Origin of the sequence: Pseudomonas sp. BJa5, assembly GCF_030272875.2 — a bacterium.
In the GTDB taxonomy this organism is placed as follows: domain Bacteria; phylum Pseudomonadota; class Gammaproteobacteria; order Pseudomonadales; family Pseudomonadaceae; genus Aquipseudomonas.
Genome location: NZ_JALRNG020000025.1, coordinates 33,545 through 53,397, shown reverse-complemented (window position 1 = coordinate 53,397; position 19,853 = coordinate 33,545). Strand labels below are relative to the sequence as shown.

The 19,853-nt window shown below is 63.2% G+C and carries 21 protein-coding genes; 10 read left to right on the top strand and 11 right to left on the bottom strand.

Annotated features, from left to right (window positions below; genetic code table 11):
* Nucleotides 1–37: 37 nt before the first annotated feature.
* From dgcA to M2D63_RS15535, 3 genes are all read right to left on the bottom strand, one after another.
* A complete protein-coding gene (dgcA, locus tag M2D63_RS15545; RefSeq protein WP_285863825.1) occupies nucleotides 38–2,098 on the bottom strand; it encodes a dimethylglycine demethylation protein DgcA in 2,061 nt (686 codons plus the stop codon).
* Nucleotides 2,099–2,113: 15 nt separating this feature from the next.
* Complete coding sequence (locus tag M2D63_RS15540; RefSeq protein WP_285863824.1) at nucleotides 2,114–2,644, bottom strand: DUF5943 domain-containing protein; 531 nt, start codon at nucleotides 2,642–2,644, stop codon at nucleotides 2,114–2,116.
* A 75-nt stretch (nucleotides 2,645–2,719) separates the two neighbouring features.
* A complete protein-coding gene (locus M2D63_RS15535) occupies nucleotides 2,720–3,697 on the bottom strand; it encodes a dipeptidase (protein WP_285863823.1) in 978 nt (325 codons plus the stop codon).
* A 245-nt stretch (nucleotides 3,698–3,942) separates the two neighbouring features.
* Between M2D63_RS15535 and M2D63_RS15530 the strand changes: the two genes are divergently transcribed.
* Both M2D63_RS15530 and M2D63_RS15525 read left to right on the top strand, forming a co-directional pair.
* A complete protein-coding gene (locus tag M2D63_RS15530; RefSeq protein WP_285863822.1) occupies nucleotides 3,943–4,350 on the top strand; it encodes a lysozyme inhibitor LprI family protein in 408 nt (135 codons plus the stop codon).
* A gap of 7 nt (nucleotides 4,351–4,357) precedes the next feature.
* On the top strand, nucleotides 4,358–4,777 hold the full coding sequence (locus tag M2D63_RS15525; RefSeq protein ID WP_285863821.1) for a DUF3010 family protein: 420 nt from the start codon (nucleotides 4,358–4,360) through the stop codon (nucleotides 4,775–4,777).
* On the opposite strand, the gene M2D63_RS15520 is transcribed toward M2D63_RS15525, so the two are convergent.
* A complete protein-coding gene (locus tag M2D63_RS15520; protein WP_285863820.1) occupies nucleotides 4,764–5,723 on the bottom strand; it encodes a GlxA family transcriptional regulator in 960 nt (319 codons plus the stop codon). The two genes, M2D63_RS15525 and M2D63_RS15520, sit on opposite strands and share 14 nt — an antisense overlap.
* A 171-nt stretch (nucleotides 5,724–5,894) precedes the next feature.
* Between M2D63_RS15520 and choX the strand changes: the two genes are divergently transcribed.
* The 5 genes from choX to M2D63_RS15495 all read left to right on the top strand — a co-directional run bounded on the left by choX (nucleotide 5,895) and on the right by M2D63_RS15495 (nucleotide 9,869).
* Nucleotides 5,895–6,839 (top strand): choline ABC transporter substrate-binding protein, encoded by a 945-nt coding sequence (gene choX, locus M2D63_RS15515; RefSeq protein ID WP_285863819.1) that lies wholly within the window; start codon nucleotides 5,895–5,897, stop codon nucleotides 6,837–6,839.
* A gap of 125 nt (nucleotides 6,840–6,964) precedes the next feature.
* Entirely contained in the window at nucleotides 6,965–7,819 is an 855-nt protein-coding gene (locus tag M2D63_RS15510) for a 3-keto-5-aminohexanoate cleavage protein (RefSeq protein WP_285863859.1), read from the top strand.
* A gap of 15 nt (nucleotides 7,820–7,834) precedes the next feature.
* On the top strand, nucleotides 7,835–8,800 hold the full coding sequence (locus M2D63_RS15505) for an L-carnitine dehydrogenase (protein WP_285863818.1): 966 nt from the start codon (nucleotides 7,835–7,837) through the stop codon (nucleotides 8,798–8,800).
* Nucleotides 8,801–8,812: 12 nt separating this feature from the next.
* On the top strand, nucleotides 8,813–9,283 hold the full coding sequence (locus M2D63_RS15500; protein ID WP_285863817.1) for a thioesterase family protein: 471 nt from the start codon (nucleotides 8,813–8,815) through the stop codon (nucleotides 9,281–9,283).
* Nucleotides 9,284–9,608: 325 nt separating this feature from the next.
* A complete protein-coding gene (locus M2D63_RS15495) occupies nucleotides 9,609–9,869 on the top strand; it encodes a hypothetical protein (protein WP_157190855.1) in 261 nt (86 codons plus the stop codon).
* Between the two features lie 135 nt (nucleotides 9,870–10,004).
* On the opposite strand, the gene M2D63_RS15490 is transcribed toward M2D63_RS15495, so the two are convergent.
* Both M2D63_RS15490 and M2D63_RS15485 read right to left on the bottom strand, forming a co-directional pair.
* The gene (locus M2D63_RS15490) at nucleotides 10,005–11,108 is read right to left on the bottom strand and encodes a GlxA family transcriptional regulator (protein ID WP_285863815.1); all 1,104 of its coding nucleotides are present in this window, start codon (nucleotides 11,106–11,108) and stop codon (nucleotides 10,005–10,007) included.
* 409 nt (nucleotides 11,109–11,517) lie between these two features.
* Entirely contained in the window at nucleotides 11,518–12,894 is a 1,377-nt protein-coding gene (locus tag M2D63_RS15485) for an L-serine ammonia-lyase (RefSeq protein WP_285863814.1), read from the bottom strand.
* A gap of 449 nt (nucleotides 12,895–13,343) precedes the next feature.
* On the opposite strand from M2D63_RS15485, the gene M2D63_RS15480 reads away from it, so the two are divergent.
* The 3 genes from M2D63_RS15480 to choV all read left to right on the top strand — a co-directional run bounded on the left by M2D63_RS15480 (nucleotide 13,344) and on the right by choV (nucleotide 16,381).
* Nucleotides 13,344–14,291 carry a choline ABC transporter substrate-binding protein gene (locus tag M2D63_RS15480; protein WP_285863813.1) on the top strand — a complete coding sequence of 316 codons (948 nt, stop codon included), beginning with the start codon at nucleotides 13,344–13,346 and terminating at the stop codon, nucleotides 14,289–14,291.
* Nucleotides 14,292–14,357: 66 nt separating this feature from the next.
* Nucleotides 14,358–15,206 (top strand): choline ABC transporter permease subunit, encoded by an 849-nt coding sequence (gene choW, locus M2D63_RS15475; protein WP_285863858.1) that lies wholly within the window; start codon nucleotides 14,358–14,360, stop codon nucleotides 15,204–15,206.
* Nucleotides 15,203–16,381, top strand: a complete 1,179-nt coding sequence (choV, locus tag M2D63_RS15470; protein WP_285863812.1) for a choline ABC transporter ATP-binding protein — start codon at nucleotides 15,203–15,205, stop codon at nucleotides 16,379–16,381. The genes choW and choV overlap by 4 nt, the downstream gene beginning before the upstream one ends.
* 72 nt (nucleotides 16,382–16,453) lie before the next feature.
* On the opposite strand, the gene hisF is transcribed toward choV, so the two are convergent.
* The 5 genes from hisF to hisB are packed head-to-tail and all read right to left on the bottom strand — an operon-like array spanning nucleotide 16,454 to nucleotide 19,507.
* On the bottom strand, nucleotides 16,454–17,224 hold the full coding sequence (gene hisF, locus M2D63_RS15465) for an imidazole glycerol phosphate synthase subunit HisF (RefSeq protein WP_285863811.1): 771 nt from the start codon (nucleotides 17,222–17,224) through the stop codon (nucleotides 16,454–16,456).
* Nucleotides 17,225–17,234: 10 nt separating this feature from the next.
* A complete protein-coding gene (hisA, locus tag M2D63_RS15460) occupies nucleotides 17,235–17,972 on the bottom strand; it encodes a 1-(5-phosphoribosyl)-5-[(5-phosphoribosylamino)methylideneamino]imidazole-4-carboxamide isomerase (RefSeq protein ID WP_285863810.1) in 738 nt (245 codons plus the stop codon).
* Nucleotides 17,973–18,015: 43 nt separating this feature from the next.
* Nucleotides 18,016–18,276 (bottom strand): DUF2164 domain-containing protein, encoded by a 261-nt coding sequence (locus M2D63_RS15455; protein ID WP_285863809.1) that lies wholly within the window; start codon nucleotides 18,274–18,276, stop codon nucleotides 18,016–18,018.
* Nucleotides 18,276–18,914 carry an imidazole glycerol phosphate synthase subunit HisH gene (hisH, locus tag M2D63_RS15450; protein ID WP_285863808.1) on the bottom strand — a complete coding sequence of 213 codons (639 nt, stop codon included), beginning with the start codon at nucleotides 18,912–18,914 and terminating at the stop codon, nucleotides 18,276–18,278. The genes M2D63_RS15455 and hisH overlap by 1 nt, the downstream gene beginning before the upstream one ends.
* Complete coding sequence (hisB, locus tag M2D63_RS15445; RefSeq protein ID WP_028942262.1) at nucleotides 18,914–19,507, bottom strand: imidazoleglycerol-phosphate dehydratase HisB; 594 nt, start codon at nucleotides 19,505–19,507, stop codon at nucleotides 18,914–18,916. The genes hisH and hisB overlap by 1 nt, the downstream gene beginning before the upstream one ends.
* Nucleotides 19,508–19,853 lie beyond the last annotated feature (346 nt).

Below are 19,853 nucleotides of genomic sequence, written 5' to 3'. Positions count from 1 at the left end.
CGCTATCGCGGGGCAAGCCCGCTCCCACAGGGGCCGATCAGAAGTCCTTGCACAGGCGCAGGGCGTCGTAGATCGCCGCATGGGTATTGCGCTGTGCCACGCAGTCGCCGATGCGATACAACAGATAGCCTTCGCCCGGCTGGCTGAGGATCGGCTGCGGCTGGATCGCGAACAGTGCCTCGATGTCGATCTGGCCCTTGTTGCGCGAACCGTCCTTGAGCCCGTAGTAGAGCGCTTCGTCCGGCCGCACACCGTTCTCGATCACCACCTGGTCGACCACCCGCTCCTCTTTGGCGCCGGTGTATTCGTTCTCCAGCACCGCCACCAGCTTGTCGCCCTCGCGGTAGACCTTTTCCAGCGCCAGGTCGCCGGTCATGATCACTTCCTTGGGGTACATGCTGCGGTAGTAGGTCGGGAACGACGTACCACCGATGGCCACGCCCGGCTTGATGTCGTCGGTGACGATCTCCACCTGGCTGCCCTTGTCGGCGATATAGTCGGCCACCGACATGCCGGTGAACTCGCAAATGGTGTCGTAGACCAGCACGTTCTTGCCTGGCGCGACCTTGCCGTCGAGCACATCCCAGCTGCTGACCACCAGGCCCTCGGCGGCGCCCCAGTGTTCGTTCTGTTCCAGGAACGGATGACCGCCCACGGCCAGCACGATCACATCCGGGCGCAGGTCCTTGATGGTGTCGATATCCGCGGCGGTACCCAGGCGCAGGTCCACCTTCAGGCGCGCCAGCTCCAGCTGGTACCAGCGGGTGATACCGGCAATCTGGTCGCGTTGCGGTGCCTTGGCGGCGATGCTGATCTGCCCGCCGATGGCGTCCTTCTTCTCGAACAGGGTGACGTCATGGCCACGCTCGGCCGAGACCCGGGCCGCTTCCATCCCGGCAGGGCCTGCGCCAACCACCACCACCTTGCGCTTGGGCCCGGTGGACTTCTCGATGATGTGCGGCACGCCCATATATTCACGGGAGGTCGCGGCGTTCTGGATGCACAGCACATCCAGGCCCTGGTACTGGCGGTCGATGCAGTAGTTGGCACCGACGCACTGCTTGATCTGGTCGACCTGGCCCATCTTGATCTTGGCGATCAGGTGCGGGTCGGCGATGTGCGCACGGGTCATGCCGACCATGTCCACGTAGCCGCCTTCGAGGATACGCGTGGCCTGGTTCGGGTCCTTGATGTTCTGCGCGTGCAGCACCGGCACCTTGACCACTTCCTTGATCCCGGCGGCCAGGTGCAGGAACGGCTCCGGCGGGTAGCTCATGTTCGGGATGACGTTGGCCAGGGTGTTGTGGGTGTCGCAACCCGAGCCGATCACGCCGAAGAAATCGACCATACCGGTGGCGTCGTAATACTTGGCGATTTCCTTCATGTCCTCGTGGCTGAGGCCATCGGGGTGGAATTCGTCGCCGCAGATGCGCATGCCCACGCAGAAGTCCGGACCGACCTCGGCGCGCACGGCCTTGAGCACTTCCAGGCCGAACTTCATGCGGCCCTCGAAGGTGCCGCCCCACTCATCGGTACGCTTGTTGACCCGCGGACTCCAGAACTGGTCGATCATGTGCTGGTGCACCGCCGACAGCTCGACGCCGTCCAGGCCGCCTTCCTTGGCCCGGCGCGCCGCTTGCGCGTAGTTGCCGATCACCCGCCAGATCTCCTCCGGCTCGATGGTCTTGCAGGTGGCGCGGTGCACGGGTTCGCGGATGCCCGACGGCGACATCAGGGTCGGCCAGTTGAAGCCGTCCCAGCGCGAGCGCCGGCCCATGTGGGTAATCTGGATCATGATCTTGGCGCCATGCTTGTGCATGGCGTCGGCCAGGTTCTGGAAGTGCGGGATGATGCGGTCGGTGGACAGGTTCACCGACGCCCACCATTGCTGCGGGCTGTCGATGGCCACCACCGAAGAGCCGCCGCAGATGGCCAGGCCGATGCCGCCCTTGGCTTTCTCTTCGTAGTATTTGACGTAGCGCTCGGTGGTCATGCCGCCGTCGGTGGCGTAGACCTCGGCGTGGGCAGTGCTGATGACCCGGTTACGGATGGTCAGTTTGCCGATCTGGATCGGCTGGAACATTGCTTCGAAAGCCATGGCGAGATCCTCGACTTACAGCGGCTTGACGATGAACAGGCCGTCGTCGTGGCCTTCTTCCGAACCGCCGTAGACCTGCTCGGCGACCGTACGGATGGAGCTGCCGCGGGCAGCCAGGATCTGGTCCATGGCGCCGGCGAACCAGCCGGTGAACATGTAGTCGACCTTGCGCCCGACCTTGCCGTACACGTAGACGAAGGCCGAATGCTCGAGCTTGACGCTGGCGGTGCCAGCTTCCAGGTCGATGTCCTGGATCTTGAACAGGCCCCAGCCGCGCTGCGACAGGCGCTTCATGTAGTGTTCGAACACCGCCACGCCTTCCAGGCCATGGCACTCGGCCTCTTTCTCGCACCAGTGCCAGGCGGATTTGTAGCCGGCCTTGTAGAGGATCTCGGCGTAGGCGTCGGCGCCCAGCACTTCCTCGATGCCCATGTGGTTGTTGACGAAGAAATGCCGTGGCACATAGAGCATCGGCAGGGCGTCGCTGGTCCAGACACCGGTTTCGCTGTCGACTTCGATAGGCAATTGCGGGGCGATCTTGGCCATGGAAACTCAACTCCAGAAGAATTTTGATTGATGGCCCCGGCGTACTGGCCGGGGCGGACAGACTTGGAGTAAGGCTTACTCGCCCCACACGTCCTTGAGTACGTTCACCCAGTTCTCGCCCATGATCTTGCGCACCACGCGCTCGGAATGGCCGCGGTTGAGCAGGGTCTCGGTGAGGTTGGGGAATTCGCCGACAGTGCGGATCCCCAGCGGGTTGATGATCTTGCCGAAGTTGGTCAGACGCCGGGCGTAGCCCTTGTCGTGGGTCAGGTACTCGAAGAAGTCCTGGCCATGGCCCTGGGTGAAGTCGGTGCCGATGCCGATGGCGTCTTCGCCAACGATGTTCATGGTGTATTCGATGGCTTCGGCGTAGTCGTCGATGGTCGAGTCGATGCCCTTGGCCAGGAACGGCGCGAACATGGTCACGCCGACGAAACCGCCATGGTCGGCAATGAACTTGAGCTCTTCATCGGACTTGTTGCGTGGGTGTTCCTTGAGCCCGGACGGCAGGCAGTGGGAGTAGCACACCGGCTTTTTCGATTCGAGGATGACTTCTTCGGAGGTTTTCGAGCCGACGTGGGACAGGTCGCACATGACGCCGACGCGGTTCATTTCCGCGACGATTTCCCGGCCGAAGCCCGACAGGCCGCCATCACGCTCGTAGCAGCCGGTGCCGACCAGGTTCTGGGTGTTGTAGCACATCTGCACGATGCCCACGCCCAGCTGCTTGAACACCTCGACGTAGCCGATCTGGTCTTCATAGGCGTGGGCGTTCTGGAAGCCGAAGAGGATGCCGGTCTTGCCCAGCTCCTTGGCCTTGCGGATGTCGGCGGTGGTGCGCACCGGCATCACCAGGTCGCTGTTCTCGCGGATCAGCTTCTGGCTGGCGGCGATATTGTTGACCGTGGCCTGAAAGCCCTCCCAGACCGACACCGTGCAGTTGGCGGCGGTCAGGCCACCCTTGCGCATGTCCTCGAACAGCTCGCGGTTCCATTTGGCAATGATCAGCCCGTCGATAACGATGCTGTCGGCGTGTAATTCGGCTGGGCTCATCAGGCTGTCCCCTTTATTGGCAAGTCCTGCGCCGAATCGTGTGCCGGCGCTTTGGGACCAGCATATGCCTCGGGGCCAGGTCGCTAAGATGCAAAAACGACAGGGGAATTGCCGAAAGCGTCAAACCACGACAAAGGCGCAGCAAGGCCCAAGATGAACAATCGTGGCGAGACCGTCGCCACACTGTTCTTTACCAGGGCGCTGAGCGAGAATCGGTGCCCATGTTCCCCTCGGAGGATGACCGAATGAGATCGATGGTATGGCTGGTCCTGGCTACCCTGGCCTTGGGTGCCCACGCCAGTGAAGAAGACAGTACGCCGTGCGACAACGTCGAGACCGACCAGCAGAACTACGACTGCGCACTGTTCAGCCGCACCACCGCCGAGCGTGAACTCGACGCCGCGTTCGCCGACCTGCTGGAGCGGATCAAGGAGCAGTATGCCGGCCAGGAGGCGAAGATCAGCGACCTGAGCAAGCGCCTGAACAGCGCCGAAACCCTGTGGAAACAGGTGCGCGACGCCGACTGCAAGGTTGAAACCTTCGACCTGACGCCTGGCAAGCCCTTCGACGCGGCCCTGAACACTTGCCTGGCCCAACGTAGCGATGATCGCTCCGAATACTTGCAGACCCTGGGCCTGCAAAGCTCCGATTGAGAACAGCATGAAAATCTGCGGAATTGAAATCAAGGGCAGCGAAGCGCTGCTGGCGGTCGCCACGCTGGACGGCGCAAGCCCGACGCACGTGGCCCTGGCCACCAAGAAAATCGGCCTGGAGGACGACGAACTGGCGGATAACGTCAAAGCCTTCGCCAGCCAGGCACGGCAATTTGTCGCTGAACACGGCATCAGCCACCTGGCGATCAAGAAGCGCAGCAAGAAGGGCGACTTCGCCGGCGGCCCGACCACCTTCAAGATCGAAGGCATCCTGCAGTTGCTGGACAATTGCACGGTGGAGCTGGTCTCGCCGCAGACCGTCAGCGCCCAGGCCAAGAAGCACGACATCGAACTGCCGGCGTCCCTGAACAAGTACCAGCACGAAGCCTACAAGAGCGCCTGCGCCCTGCTGCTCAAGCGCCGCTGAGGCTGGCAGCGCGGGCCTTGCGGTCTTCGCGCGGGCAGCGCTCGAAGCGGCTGCGGTAACAGCGGGTGAAGTAGGAGGCCGATTCGAAGCCACAGGCAATGCTCACCTCCAGCACGCTCATGTCGGTCTGGCGCAACAACTGGCGCGCCTTGTCCAGGCGCAGGCGCAGGTAGAAGCCGCTGGGCGTGTCCTGCAGGTACAGGCGAAACAGGCGCTCCAGCTGGCGCCGGGTGACCTGCACCTGCTCGGCCAGCACCAGGGTGTTCAGCGGTTGCTCGGTGTTGCGCTCCATCTCGCCGATCACCTGCACCAGCTTCTTGTTGCTGATGCCATAGCGTGAGGCAATCTGCATGCGCTGGTGGTCCTGGCGCGGGCGGATGCGCCCCAGTACGAACTGTTCGGACACCTGGATCGCCAACTGCGGGCCATGGGCCTGGGCGATCAGGTCGAGCATCAGATCGATCGAGGCGGTGCCACCGGCCGAGGTGATGCGCCGCCGGTCCACTTCGAACAGCTCCTGGGTCGCCTGAAGCTGCGGGTAGGACTCCTTGAACGCCTCCAGTGCCTCCCAGTGCAGCGTCACCCGGTGCCCGTCGAGCAACCCCGCCTCGGCCAGCACCACAGTACCGGTGTCGATCCCACCCAGCACCACGCCTTCATGATCGAGCTTGCGCAGCCAGTGCTGCAGCGCCGGGCCGTAGCTGCCCAGCGGCTCGAAACCGGCCACCACCAGCAGAGTCGCGCCCTTGGCCAGGGGCTGCAGGGCGCCGTCGGCGTTGACCGACATGCCATTGCTGGCCTGCACCGCCCCACCCTCTATGCTCAGCACCTGCCAGCGATACAGCCCGGCGCGAAAGCGGTTGGCCACCCGCAGCGGTTCGACCGCCGAGATGAAGCCGATGGCAGAAAAACCGGGAAGCAGCAGAAAGTAGAAATCCTGGGGCATAGCGAACGACTCGACGGCCACGGATCTGCGGTTAATACCCTGCAGGTCGCCACTGTGCAAGTGCTGGTCGCCAGGGTGCGAATTTTGTCCCGGACGTCGGCGTAGTTTGATCGGGACGGCACGCAGAGGCCGCCCCTTATAACAATTAGAACTGCCGTTGGAGGAGCCACCATGAACAGATTGATCAGTCGTAGCCTGCTCACGCTCGTCGGTACCGCAATCCTCAGCACCAACGTAATGGCCACGGAACCGGCCGCCTGCAAGAACGTTCGCCTTGGCGTGGTCAACTGGACCGATGTGATGGCCACCAGTGCAATGACCCAGGTCCTGCTCGACGGCCTGGGCTACAAGACCAAGCAGACCAGTGCTTCGCAACAGATCATCTTCGCCGGCATCCGCGACCAGCGCCTGGACCTGTTCCTGGGCTACTGGAACCCGATCATGACCCAGACCATCACCCCCTTCATCGACGCCAAACAGGTCAAGGTCCTCGACCAGCCGAGCCTGGACGATGCCCGCGCGACCCTCGCCGTGCCCAAGTACCTGGCCGACAAGGGCCTGAAGACCTTTGCCGACATCGCCAGGTTCGAGAAGGAACTGGGCGGCAAGATCTACGGCATCGAACCCGGCTCCGGCGCCAACACCCAGATCAAGGCAATGATCAGCAAGAACCAGTTTGGCCTGGGCAAGTTCCAGCTGGTCGAGTCCAGCGAAGCCGGCATGCTCGCCGCCGTCGACCGCGCCGTGCGGCGCAAGGAGGCGGTGGTGTTCTTCGGCTGGGCGCCGCACCCGATGAACGTCAACATCGACATGGCCTACTTGAGCGGCAGCGAAGGCGCCCTGGGACCGAACGAAGGCCGTGCCACGGTGTGGACCGTCACCGCCCCGGACTACGCCGAGCGCTGCCCGAACGTGAACAGGCTGCTGACCAACCTGAGCTTCAGCGCCGAGGACGAGAGCCGCATGATGCAGCCGCTGCTCGAGCACAAGGATGCCCTGGAGTCTGCCCGCCAGTGGCTCAGGGACCATCCCGAAGATCAGAAGCGCTGGCTTGAGGGGGTGACCACCCTCGATGGCAAGCCGGCCGCCGACAACCTCCAGCTTACCGCCAACTGACAGTCCCTATCGCGGGGGCAGCCCCCGCCCACAGGGCCCCCGGTAGGAGCGGGCTTGCCCCCCCCAGGCCCCCCCACCCCGGAAAGAAACCCCGCAAGAAACACGACCGCAACAAAACCAGCGCCCTGACCGGCGCCGGCGACACCGCCAGCAAGAGCCACCTGGTCCCGGTCACCCCGAAACAGATCGCCGAAGCCGCCGTAGAGGCCGCCAAGGCCGGCGCCACGGTGGTCCACTGCCATGTCCGCGACCCCCAGACCGGGCGCTTCAGCCGCGATGTCGCGCTGTACCGCGAAGTCATGGAGCGCATCCGCGAGTCGGATGTGGACATCATCGTCAACCTCACCGCCGGCATGGGCGGCGACCTGGAGATCGGCCCGGGCGAGACGCCGCTGGAGTTCGGCGCCGGCACCGACCTGATCGGCCCGCTGGAGCGCCTGGCCCACGTCGAGGCGCTGCTGCCGGAGATCTGCACCCTGGACTGCGGCACCCTCAACTTCGGCGACGGCAACAGCATCTATGTCTCGACCCCGGCCCAACTGCGCGCCGGCGCCAAACGCATCACCGAACTGGGGGTCAAGGCCGAGCTGGAAATCTTCGACACCGGCCACCTGTGGTTCGCCAAGCAAATGATCAAGGAAGGCCTGCTCGACGATCCGCTGTTCCAGCTGTGCCTGGGCATCCCCTGGGGCGCTCCGGCCGACACCACCACCATGAAAGCCATGGTCGACAACCTGCCCGCCGGCGTGACCTGGGCCGGCTTCGGCATCGGTCGCATGCAGATGCCGATGGCCGCGCAGGCGGTACTGCTCGGTGGCAACGTGCGGGTCGGCCTGGAAGACAACCTGTACCTGGACAAGGGCGTGCTGGCCAGCAATGGCCAACTGGTGGAACGCGCCACGGAAATCCTCAGCCGCCTCGGCGCACGGGTACTCACCCCGGCCGAAGGTCGCGCCAAAATGAACCTGACCCGTCGCTGATTGCAGGAGAGCACGATGAGCTTTATTACCGAGATCAAGACCTTTGCAGCCCTGGGCAGCGGCGTGATCGGCAGCGGCTGGGTGGCCCGCGCCCTGGCCCACGGCCTGGACGTGGTGGCCTGGGACCCGGCGCCGGGCGCCGAGGCGGCGCTGCGCAAACGCATCGCCAATGCCTGGCCGGCCCTGGAAAAGCAGGGCCTGGCACCCGGCGCGTCCCAGGACCGCCTGCGCTTTGTCGCCACCATCGAGGAATGCGTGCGCGATGCCGACTTCATCCAGGAAAGCGCCCCGGAGCGCCTTGAGCTGAAACTCGACCTGCACAGCAAGATCAGCGCCGCGGCCAAGCCCGATGCGCTGATCGGCTCCAGCACCTCGGGCCTGTTGCCCAGCGAATTCTACGAGTCGGCGACCCACCCGGAGCGCTGCGTGGTCGGCCACCCGTTCAACCCGGTGTACCTGCTGCCACTGGTGGAAATCGTCGGCAGCAACAAGACCGCCCCGGAGGCGATTGAAGCGGCGAAAACCGTCTACACCAAGCTCGGCATGCGGCCCCTGCATGTACGCAAGGAAGTCCCGGGCTTTATCGCCGACCGCCTGCTCGAAGCGCTGTGGCGCGAGGCCCTGCACCTGGTCAACGATGGCGTTGCGACGACCGGTGAAATCGACGATGCCATCCGCTTTGGCGCAGGCCTGCGCTGGTCGTTCATGGGCACCTTCCTGACCTACACCCTGGCCGGAGGCGACGCCGGCATGCGTCACTTCATGGCCCAGTTCGGCCCGGCGCTGCAACTGCCCTGGACCTACCTGCCGGCACCGGAACTCACCGACGGCCTGATCGACGCCGTGGTCGAAGGCACCGGCGAACAACTGGGGGAACGCAGCATCAGCTCGCTGGAGCGCTATCGTGATGATTGCCTGCTGGCCGTACTGGATGCGGTGAAAACCACCAAGGCCAGGCATGGTATGAACTTCAGCGACTGACCGGAGCTTATGATGCCCGCACTGATCACCTATCGAACCCCCGTCCAGGCGGACTGGGTCGACTACAACGGGCATCTGCGCGATGCCTTCTACCTGCTGATCTTCAGCTATGCCACCGATGCCTTCATGGACCGCATCGGCCTGGACAGCGACAACCGCAGCGCCAGCGGCCACTCGTTGTTCACCCTGGAGTGCCACCTGAACTACCTGCATGAGGTGAAGCTTGAGACTGAGGTCTGGGTGCAGACCCAGGTGATCGGCTTCGATCGCAAGCGCCTGCACCTGTACCACAGCCTGCATCGCCAGGGCTTTGACGAAGCCCTGGCGGCCAGCGAGCAGATGCTCTTGCATGTGGACCTGGCCGGCCCCCGGTCGGCGCCCTTTGCGGTCGATGTCGTCGAGCGGCTGCAGGGGGTTGTGGCTGAGCAGGCTGACCTTGCACCGGCCGAGTTTGTCGGCCGGGTGATCGGGTTACCAGGCTAGGGCCTTATCGCGGGGCAAGCCCGCTCCCACCGTAGGAGCGGGCTTGTCCCGCGATTGCTACACCCCCGATCACCAAACAAAAAATGGCCCCGGAGCCGTGACGCAACCGGGGCCAAGAGCGAGCATTCACATGCGCTGTGCGGAGGGTGACCAAACCTTCCTGTGACTGTGCATGGCCTCAGTGTGCCGCCTCTGCCCCGCCCCGATTTGCCCGAAAACGACCTGTTCATAGGTAATGCAGCCATTGCGACATTCTGTCCTTGCCGCAGTGCCCGGGCGCCCACAGAATCGATGGCGATCACACCTGCTAACAAGGACAACCACCATGATGCATGCGGATTTGATTGATCAGGACGACCTGCTGGGCCAATTGCGCGCCCTGGGTTTCGAGATGCCGGCCGATGCCAGCGCCGAACAGGCCTGTGAATACGCGGTGCGCGGCCTGAGCGAACCGCGGGCCAAGGCCCTTAAGGGTATGGTCGAGCAGATGTACACCGGCAACGCGACCATCCTGCCGGCCGTGCGCCAGGCGATCGAGAAGCAGCTGTTGCCGGCGTTGGCGCAGTTCAACAGTAATCGCGGGTGACCCCATCGCAGGCTTCGCCAGCTCCCACAGTTTGATCTGTACCCCAAAAGTTGGATCAGCTCAGTTCTTTCAGCTCCCACAGCGGTTATCTGTGGGAGCTGGCGAAGCCTGCGATAAGGCCCAAAGGGCCTTCGGCTACAGCCTCACACTGGCAAAGGTCGACTCATTGCGCGCCTGGCTCAGCGCCGACATCGGCCCGGCCAGCGGCGACAGCACCAGCGCCTGCGGAATCGGCATCATTGCCACCTGTTGTGCGGTGTTGGAACCGACGCGCTCGTCACGCGGTGGAATACCGAAGTACTCCCGGTAGCACTTGGAGAAGTGCGGCGTAGAGACAAAGCCGCACACCGAAGCCACTTCGATGATCGACATCGGCGTCTGCTTGAGCAGTTGCCGGGCACGGATCAGGCGCAGTTTCAGGTAGTAGCGCGACGGCGAGCAGTGCAGGTATTTCTGGAACAGGCGTTCGAGCTGGCGACGCGACACCGAGACATACACGGCCAGTTCGTCCAGGTCGATCGGCTCTTCCAGGTTGGCCTCCATCAGCGCGACGATTTCCTGCAGTTTCGGCTGGTTGGTGCCGAGCATGTGCTTGAGCGGCACGCGCTGGTGATCTTGCTCGTTACGGATGCGCTCGTAGACGAACATTTCGGAGATCGCTGCCGACAGTTCACGGCCGTGATCGCGGCTGATCAGGTGCAGCATCATGTCCAGCGGCGCAGTGCCACCGGAGCTGGTGAAGCGGTTGCGGTCAAGGGTGAACAGGCGGGTGCTCATGCTCACCCGCGGGAAGGCTTCCTGCATCGCCGCCAGGCATTCCCAGTGCACGCTGCAATCGAAACCGTCGAGCAGGCCGGCGCAGGCCAGCGCCCAACTGCCGGTGCACACTGCACCCAGGCGGCGCGACTGGCGGGCCTGGCTCTGCAGCCAGGTGACATGCTCGCGGGTGACCGTGCGCTGGATACCGACACCGCCGCAGACAATCACGGTGTCCATGGGCGGCGCCTTGTGCATGGCCGCATCGGGGGTGATCTGCAAGCCGTCGCTGGCCCACACCTGGCCGCCATCCACGCTCAAGGTGCTCCAGCGATACAGTTCACGGCCGGACAGCTGGTTGGCCATGCGCAGCGGCTCGACCGCCGACGCCAGGGAGATGAGGGTGAAGTTATCCAGCAGCAGGAAGCCGATGGATTGAGGTGCGCGGTTCTGGGTTGGGGTCCCGGAGTTGTACGACGTCATCGCGGTATCTCCTCACACAATGCAGGGTGCGCCTCAGGCAGGCACGGGCTTTTTTTGTCACGGCCCCGATTCGAATGCAGGGGCTTTGCCAAATCACAACGCAAATGCCATGCCGTAAATTGAATGACCGTCCAATAAAAACCAAAAACGACGTCGCGCAGCGTCTATATGGCCGCTGCTGCGAGGCAGATTTATAAACGCAAAGGTACGGGCTAGCGCCGCTCTGTAGGAAACGTGAGCAATTCGGTAGCACTTGTGGGAAGGATGCTCAGAAACGACATACACAGATGTCACCCAAGGCGCCAGTGGCCCGGGTAACAGCTGCTTGAACGGGATGTTTAGCTGCGCTGCGCCAAAAGGCGGCGCAGCGAGCGACTGTGGGCAAAAAAGGCGCAGGACCTACAAAGCATCAACATTCGATGGCGCTGACCGCCAGGCCACCACGCGAGGTTTCCTTGTACTTGTCGTGCATGTCGGCGCCGGTATCGCGCATGGTGCGGATCACCCGGTCGAGTGAGATGAAGTGCTCGCCGTCGCCGCGCAGGGCCATTTGCGCCGCGTTGATCGCCTTCACCGCCGCAATGGCGTTGCGTTCGATGCACGGCACCTGGACCAGCCCGCCCACCGGGTCGCAGGTCAGCCCCAGGTTGTGTTCCAGGCCGATCTCGGCGGCGTTTTCCAATTGTGCCGGCGTTGCCCCGAGCACTTCGGCAAGACCGGCAGCAGCCATGGCGCAGGCCGAACCGACCTCGCCCTGGCAACCGACCTCGGCGCCCGAGATTGACGCGTTCTTCTTGCACAGGATGCCCACTGCCGCAGCTCCCAGGAAGAAGTCGACCACGTTCGCCTCGCTGACTTCGTCACTGAAACGCATGTAGTAGTGCAGCACCGCCGGGATGATGCCGGCCGCGCCATTGGTCGGTGCCGTGACCATGCGCCCGCCGGCCGCATTCTCTTCGTTGACCGCCAGGGCGTAGAGGTTGACCCACTCCATGGCGCTCAAGGTCGAGCCGATCACATTGGGCTTGTTCAGCTCCTGCAGGCTGCGATGCAGCTTGGCCGCACGGCGCTTCACATTCAGCCCGCCCGGCAACGTGCCTTCGTATTTCAGGCCGTTCTCGACGCAGTCCTGCATGGCATGCCAGAGCTTGAGCAAGCCGGCGCGAATCTCCGCTTCGCTGCGCCAGACCTTCTCGTTTTCCAGCATCAATTGCGACACGCGCAGGTCGTTTTGCTCGCACAGTTCCAGCAGTTCCACGGCGCTGTTGAAATCGTAGGGCAACACGGTGTTGTCGGCGTCCAGCACACCGCTGGCGGCCTGGGCGGCGTCGACCACAAAGCCGCCACCGACCGAGTAATAGGTATCGCGGTGCAACTCGCCCGAAGCGCCTTCGGCGATCAGGGTCATGGCGTTGGGGTGATAAGGAAGGTTCTCGTCCAGCAGCAGCATGTCGCGCGCCCAGACGAAACCGACTTCCAGCCGGCTGTCGAGCAGCAAGGTGTCTGTTTCGCGCAATGCGGCGATGCGCGGGCCGATCTGCGACGGGTCGATCGCATCCGGCCATTCGCCCATCAGGCCCATGATCACCGCATTGTCGCTGCCATGGCCAATGCCGGTGGCCGACAACGAGCCGTACAGCCGCACTTCGACACGCCGCACCTGCTCCAGTTCGCCGCGCTCGCGCAGCCCCTGGACGAACAGCGCCGCGGCGCGCATGGGCCCGACGGTGTGGGAACTGGATGGACCGACACCGATCTTGAACAGGTCGAACACACTGATGGCCATGCCACCTACCTCCTGATAGAGCAGCCACCCGGGGCCCGAGCCAAGGGCGGTGCAACTGCTACGCTTAAAGGGCGGCAATCCGCCGATTTCGCGCATCATCAGGCTTTTGAGCAGGCTTCTGACGTCTGCAACCGACGCGTTCTTGCCCAGCAACGCCGCCAGCTGTCAGTCACATTCTTGCGCCGTTTTTTTGCGGTGCAGAGGTACCGAAACCGCGTTTACGGGACCGGATAAATCTGTAAACGACCTCCTCGACACTGGATGCGACCCTCTCTGTACTGGATACGACGCACCCTGTAGGCGTTTGATTTTCGCTGTTAGATGATCGTTATCGACTCGATTGCACGGCACCCGTCCCGCTATCGCCCGATAGCCTGGCCCGACCGCTGCAAACCAAAAAGCACGGCGGTCCCGTGGGACATCCGAGAAAACCATCAGGAGTCCATCGCATGAAAGGTTCACCCTCGCTATTGCTGACCGCGCTGCTGAGCCTGCCGGTGCTGGCACAGGCCGCAGAGCCCGAGCAGTGTCACACCGTCAACTTCTCCGATGTCGGCTGGACCGACATCACCGTGACCACCGCGGTCACCAGCGTCGTGTTGCAATCACTGGGTTACAAGACCAAGACCACCATGATTTCGGTGCCGGTGACCTACAAGTCGCTGGCCGACGGCAAGAACATGGACGTGTTCCTCGGCAACTGGATGCCGACCATGGAAAACGACATCAAGCAGTACCGCGACGCCGGCACGGTGGAAACCGTGCGGGCCAACCTGGAAAACGCCAAGTACACCCTGGCCGTGCCCCAGGCGCTGTATGACAAGGGCCTGAAGACCTTCGCCGACATTCCGAAATTCAAGAAGGAACTGGACGGCAAGATCTACGGCATCGAGCCCGGCAACGACGGCAACCGCACTATCCAGAGCATGATCGACAAGAACGCCTTTGGTCTCAAGGACGCCGGCTTCAAGGTGGTCGAATCCAGCGAGGCAGGCATGCTCTCGCAGGTTGATCGCGCCGAGCGCCGCGGCACCGACGTGGTGTTCCTGGGCTGGGAACCGCACCCGATGAACACTCGCTTCAAGATGAAGTACCTGGACGGCGGCGATGAGTTCTTCGGCCCCGAATACGGCAAGGCCACGGTACTGACCAATACCCGCAAGGGCTATGTACAGGAATGCAGCAACGTCGGGCAGCTGCTGAAAAACCTGTCCTTCACCCTCGACATGGAAAGCAGCCTGATGGGCAACGTCCTGGACGACAAGATGAAACCCGACGCCGCAGCCAAGGCCTGGCTGAAAAAGAACCCGCAGGTGCTCGACACCTGGCTGGCCGGGGTCACCACCGTTGACGGCAAGCCGGGCCTGGAGGCGGCCAAGGCCAAACTCACGCAGTAAGCACTGCCTGCGGCGGGCATGCCCGCCGCAGGTGTGACTTCAAACTTTTGCAGGTGGACGCTCGCTATCATGTTGATCGATGAAAAAATACCACTGGGCCAGTACATCGCCGGCTTCGTCGAATGGTTGACCCAACACGGCGCCAACTACTTCGACGCTTTCGCCGAAGCACTGGAATTCATGATTCATGGTGTGACCGGGGCACTGACCTGGTTCAATCCCTTCGTCCTGATCGGCCTGGTTGCGGTGATCGCGCACCTGATCCAGCGTAAATGGGCGCTGACCGCTTTCTGCGCACTGTCCTTCCTGCTGATCCTCAACCTCGGTTACTGGCAGGAGACCATGGAGACCCTGGCCCAGGTGCTGTTCGCCACCCTGGTCTGCGTGGCCATCGGCGTGCCGCTGGGCATTCTCGCCGCGCACAAACCGATGTTCTACACCGCCATGCGCCCGGTCCTCGACCTGATGCAGACGGTCCCGACCTTCGTGTACCTGATCCCGACCCTGACCCTGTTCGGCCTGGGTGTGGTACCGGGGCTGATCTCGACGGTGGTGTTCGCCATCGCCGCACCGATCCGCCTGACTTACCTGGGCATCTGCGACGTACCACAAGAGCTGCTCGATGCCGGCAAGGCCTTCGGCTGCTCCCGTCGCCAGCTGCTCTCACGCATCGAACTGCCCCATGCCATGCCGAGCATCGCCGCCGGCGTCACCCAGTGCATCATGCTGTCGCTGTCGATGGTGGTGATCGCCGCCCTGGTGGGTGCCGATGGCCTGGGCAAACCTGTGGTCAACGCACTGAACACTGCCGATATCGCCCTGGGCTTCGAAGCGGGCCTGGCGATCGTCCTGCTGGCGATCATGCTCGACCGTATCTGCAAACAACCCGACGTACCAGCAAGGGGTGAAGCATGAGCATTATTCGCTTCGAAGATGTAGACGTCATCTTCTCCAGCCGACCGCGCGAGGCCCTCAGCCTGCTCGACCAGGGCCTTTCGCGGGAGCAGATCCTGAAGAAAACCGGGTTGGTGGTGGGCGTGGAAAAGGCCAACCTGGATATCAAAAAAGGCGAGATCTGCGTACTGATGGGCCTGTCCGGCTCGGGCAAGTCCAGCCTGCTGCGCTGCATCAACGGCCTCAACACCGTCAGCCGCGGCAAGCTGTTCGTCGAGCATGAAGGCTCGCACATCGACATCGCCCACTGCACCCCGGCGGAGCTGAAGATGATGCGCACCAAGCGCATCGCCATGGTGTTCCAGAAGTTCGCCCTGATGCCTTGGCTCACGGTGCGCGAGAACATCAGCTTCGGCCTGGAAATGCAGGGCCGCCCCGAAAAGGAACGGCGCAAGCTGGTCGATGAAAAGCTCGAACTGGTCGGCCTGACCCAATGGCGCAACAAGAAGCCCGACGAACTGTCCGGCGGCATGCAGCAGCGCGTCGGCCTGGCCCGCGCCCTGGCCATGGACGCCGACATCCTGCTGATGGACGAACCCTTCTCGGCCCTCGACCCGCTGATTCGCCAGGGCCTGCAGGACGAGCTGCTGGAACTGCAACGCAAGCTGAGCAAGACCATCGTGTTCGTCAGCCATGACCTGGACGAGGCGCTGAAACTGGGCAGCCGGATCGCGATCATGAAGGACGGCAAGATCATCCAGTACAGCAAGCCTGAAGAGATCGTCCTCAACCCGGCCGACGAGTACGTGCGTACCTTCGTCGCCCACACCAACCCGCTCAACGTACTGTGTGGCCGCAGCCTGATGCGCACCCTGGACCAGTGCAAGCGCATCAATGGCTCGGTGTGCATCGATCCGAGTGGCGATTCCTGGCTGGACCTGGCCGAAGGCAACACCATCAAGGGTGCGCGCCAGGGCGTCAACGGTCTCGATCTGCAGAACTGGACGCCCGGCGAGGCAGTGGAAGACCTGGGCCGCCGGCCGACCCTGGTCAGCGCCAGCATCGGCATGCGCGAGGCACTGCAGATCCGTTACCAGACCGGTAACAAGCTGGTGCTGCAGGAAGGTAATTCAGTGGTGGGGATTCTGGGCGACAGCGAGCTGTACCACGCCCTGCTGGGCAAGAACCACGGCTGACGGATGCATCGCGGGGCAAGCCCGCTCCCACAGTACCTGTGGGAGCGGGCTTGCCCCGCGATCAAGGGACCATCAACGAACGACGATACCGCGCTGTGCCATGTAGGCCTTGGCCTCCGGCACGGTGTACTCGCCGAAGTGGAAGATGCTCGCCGCCAGCACTGCGCTGGCATGGCCTTCGAGGATCCCGTCGGCCAGGTGCTGCAGGTTGCCCACACCACCGGAAGCGATCACCGGAATACCCAGGGCATCGCTGATGGCCCGGGTCACGCCCAGGTCGAAACCATTCTTCATGCCGTCCTGGTCCATGCTGGTGAGCAGGATCTCACCGGCCCCCAGGCCTTCCATCTTCTTCGCCCACTCCACCGCGTCCAGGCCGGTCGGCTTGCGTCCGCCGTGAGTGAAGATTTCCCAGCGCGGAGGTTCACCCGGCGCGGAAACCTTCTTGGCATCGATGGCAACCACGATGCACTGGGAGCCGAAGTGCGCGGCGGCTTCACCGACGAACTCCGGGTTGAACACCGCGGCGGTGTTGATCGAGACCTTGTCGGCACCGGCGTTGAGCAGGTTGCGGATGTCCTGCACGGTGCGCACGCCACCGCCCACGGTCAGCGGGATGAACACCTGGCTGGCCATGCGCTCGACGGTGTGCAGGGTGGTGTCGCGACCATCGACGCTGGCGGTAATGTCGAGGAAGGTGATCTCGTCGGCGCCCTGTTCATCGTAGCGCCGGGCGATTTCCACCGGGTCGCCGGCATCGCGGATGTTCTCGAACTTGACGCCCTTGACCACCCGGCCGTTATCCACGTCCAGGCAAGGGATGATGCGTTTGGCCAGGGCCATGGCGTTCTCCTCAGCCTTTGTAGGCGTCGCAGAAGGCTTGCGCCTCGGCGACATCCAGGGTGCCTTCGTAGATGGCGCGGCCGGTGATCGCGCCGATGATGCCCGGTGCCTTGGCATCGAGCAGGGCCTTGATGTCACCCAGGTTGTGGATGCCGCCGGAGGCGATCACCGGGATCTTGGTGGCTTCGGCCAGGGCCTTGGTGAACGGCACGTTGCAGCCCTGCATCATGCCGTCCTTGGCGATGTCGGTGTAGACGATCGCCGAGACGCCATCGGCCTCGAAACGCTTGGCCAGGTCGATGACCTGCACCGAGCTGACTTCAGCCCAGCCGTCGGTGGCGACGAAGCCGTCCTTGGCGTCCAGGCCGACGATCACCTTGCCCGGGAACGCGCGGCAGGCCTCGGCGACGAATTCCGGCTGCTTGACCGCCTTGGTGCCGATGATCACGTAGCTGACGCCGGCCTTGACGTAGTGTTCGATGGTTTCCAGCGAACGGATGCCGCCGCCGATCTGGATCGGCAGGTTCGGGTAGCGCTTGGCGATGGCGGTCACTACCTCGCCGTTGACCGGCTGGCCTTCGAAGGCGCCGTTGAGGTCGACCAGATGCAGACGACGGCAGCCGCCCTCGACCCATTTGGCGGCCATGCTCACCGGGTCATCGGAAAACACCGTGGAATCTTCCATGCGGCCCTGGCGCAGACGTACGCAGGCACCGTCTTTAAGATCGATAGCGGGGATAATCAGCATCTGGAAAACCTGTTCAATTCGGTAAACAGCGATGCCCGGGAAGTCAGTTCTTCTCGAGCGCCCACAAGTCGCTTTCGATGCTCTCGAACCTCTCCTTGAGGTGCGTCTGCACGTCGAAAATCGCCCTGTTGTAATAGTGCGGAGCAATCTCCTTGCTGAACAACTCCAGGACCTCGGCCACCTCGAACGAACCCAGTTGCAGCTCGAAGCGCGTTTCGAGAAAGCGCTTGAGGGTGTCGAGCGCCTCGCGCTCCTGCTCGGGGGCGAGGGTCAGGATCGGTGCCTTGGTCCTGGACTTGCTCATTACCAGCGTCCGTCCCAGGCCGCGAAGTTCTGCAGCAGCTGCAAGCCATGGGTATGGCTCTTTTCCGGGTGGAACTGCACGGCAAAACGCGAGCCTTCGGCCAGTGCGGCGGCGAAATCGACGCCGTAGTGACCACGCCCCACCACCTGCAGGGCCTTGGCCGCATTGATGTAGTAGCTGTGCACGAAGTAGAAACGCGCAAGGTCGGGGATGTTGTGCCACAGCGGGTGGTCGATGGTCTGGCTGACTTCGTTCCAGCCCATGTGCGGCACCTTCAGGTGCTCGCCGTCTTCATGCAGGTCCTTGCCGAAGAAGCGCACATTGCCCGGGAACAGGCCGATGCAGTCGACACCGTCGTTCTCTTCGCTGTGATCGAGCAGCGCCTGCATACCGACGCAGATCCCCAGGAACGGGCGGTCCTGGCTCACTTCACGCACCAGGCTGTCGAAGCCCAGGCGGCGAATCTCGGCCATGCAGTCGCGGATCGCGCCTACGCCCGGGAACACCACCCGATCGGCCTCGCGGATCACCGCGGCGTCGCTGGTGATCAGCACCTTGCCGGCGCCAACGTGCTCCAGGGCCTTGGCCACCGAGTGCAGGTTGCCCATGCCATAGTCGATAACGGCAACTGTCTGCATTACAGGCAACCTTTGGTCGAGGGCATCTGCCCGGCCATGCGCTCATCCAGCTCGATGGCCATGCGCAGGGCGCGGCCGAAAGCCTTGAACACCGTCTCGATCTGGTGGTGGGTGTTGTGCCCGCGCAGGTTGTCGATGTGCAGGGTGACGTTGGCGTGGTTGACGAAGCCCTGGAAGAATTCCTGGAACAGGTCGACATCGAAGCCGCCCACCGAGGCACGGGTGTAGGGCACGTGCATCTGCAGGCCGGGACGACCGGAGAAGTCGATGACCACGCGCGACAGCGCTTCGTCGAGCGGCACATAGGCATGGCCGTAGCGGCGGATGCCCTTCTTGTCGCCGATGGCCTGGTTGAAGGCCTGGCCCAGGGTGATGCCGACGTCTTCGACCGTATGGTGATCGTCGATATGCAGGTCGCCCTTGCACTCGATATCGAGGTCGATCAGCCCATGCCGGGCGATCTGGTCGAGCATGTGTTCAAGGAAAGGCACACCGATATCGAATCGGGCCTTGCCGCTGCCATCCAGGTTGATCGAGGCCTTGATCTGGGTTTCCAGAGTATTGCGCTCGACGGAAGCCTTACGTTCGACCATCACCAGCTCCGCAAAATCATTGGGCGAAAAAGGTGATCATTATAGGCCCAGAAGCGCCTGGCATGAAACGAAGATGACATATGGCAGGGGATTTACCTGGGAAACCGCCAACTCCCACAATGTTCCCGCAGGAACAACTGTTTTTGTGGGAGCTGGCGAAGCCTGCGATCGACTGCACAGCAGTCGCAATCCGGCCACCTCATTGGGTCAGATGTACTGAGGCAGTCTGGCTTTACGGCCGCTTCGCGCCCGATCGCAGCCTATCGGCAGCTCCCACAGCGTCCGGGGCAGGCCGGGAACCCTTGTGGGAGCAACTGTCTTTGTGGGAGCTGGCGAAGCCTGCGAT

Coding starts and splice junctions, on each gene's coding strand:
- dgcA (WP_285863825.1), bottom strand. CDS start 2,098: ATGGCTTTCGAAGCAATGTTCCAGCCGATCCAGATCGGCAAACTGACC.
- M2D63_RS15540 (WP_285863824.1), bottom strand. CDS start 2,644: ATGGCCAAGATCGCCCCGCAATTGCCTATCGAAGTCGACAGCGAAACC.
- M2D63_RS15535 (WP_285863823.1), bottom strand. CDS start 3,697: ATGAGCCCAGCCGAATTACACGCCGACAGCATCGTTATCGACGGGCTG.
- M2D63_RS15530 (WP_285863822.1), top strand. CDS start 3,943: ATGAGATCGATGGTATGGCTGGTCCTGGCTACCCTGGCCTTGGGTGCC.
- M2D63_RS15525 (WP_285863821.1), top strand. CDS start 4,358: ATGAAAATCTGCGGAATTGAAATCAAGGGCAGCGAAGCGCTGCTGGCG.
- M2D63_RS15520 (WP_285863820.1), bottom strand. CDS start 5,723: ATGCCCCAGGATTTCTACTTTCTGCTGCTTCCCGGTTTTTCTGCCATC.
- choX (WP_285863819.1), top strand. CDS start 5,895: ATGAACAGATTGATCAGTCGTAGCCTGCTCACGCTCGTCGGTACCGCA.
- M2D63_RS15505 (WP_285863818.1), top strand. CDS start 7,835: ATGAGCTTTATTACCGAGATCAAGACCTTTGCAGCCCTGGGCAGCGGC.
- M2D63_RS15500 (WP_285863817.1), top strand. CDS start 8,813: ATGCCCGCACTGATCACCTATCGAACCCCCGTCCAGGCGGACTGGGTC.
- M2D63_RS15495 (WP_157190855.1), top strand. CDS start 9,609: ATGATGCATGCGGATTTGATTGATCAGGACGACCTGCTGGGCCAATTG.
- M2D63_RS15490 (WP_285863815.1), bottom strand. CDS start 11,108: ATGACGTCGTACAACTCCGGGACCCCAACCCAGAACCGCGCACCTCAA.
- M2D63_RS15485 (WP_285863814.1), bottom strand. CDS start 12,894: ATGGCCATCAGTGTGTTCGACCTGTTCAAGATCGGTGTCGGTCCATCC.
- M2D63_RS15480 (WP_285863813.1), top strand. CDS start 13,344: ATGAAAGGTTCACCCTCGCTATTGCTGACCGCGCTGCTGAGCCTGCCG.
- choV (WP_285863812.1), top strand. CDS start 15,203: ATGAGCATTATTCGCTTCGAAGATGTAGACGTCATCTTCTCCAGCCGA.
- hisF (WP_285863811.1), bottom strand. CDS start 17,224: ATGGCCCTGGCCAAACGCATCATCCCTTGCCTGGACGTGGATAACGGC.
- hisA (WP_285863810.1), bottom strand. CDS start 17,972: ATGCTGATTATCCCCGCTATCGATCTTAAAGACGGTGCCTGCGTACGT.
- M2D63_RS15455 (WP_285863809.1), bottom strand. CDS start 18,276: ATGAGCAAGTCCAGGACCAAGGCACCGATCCTGACCCTCGCCCCCGAG.
- hisH (WP_285863808.1), bottom strand. CDS start 18,914: ATGCAGACAGTTGCCGTTATCGACTATGGCATGGGCAACCTGCACTCG.
- hisB (WP_028942262.1), bottom strand. CDS start 19,507: ATGGTCGAACGTAAGGCTTCCGTCGAGCGCAATACTCTGGAAACCCAG.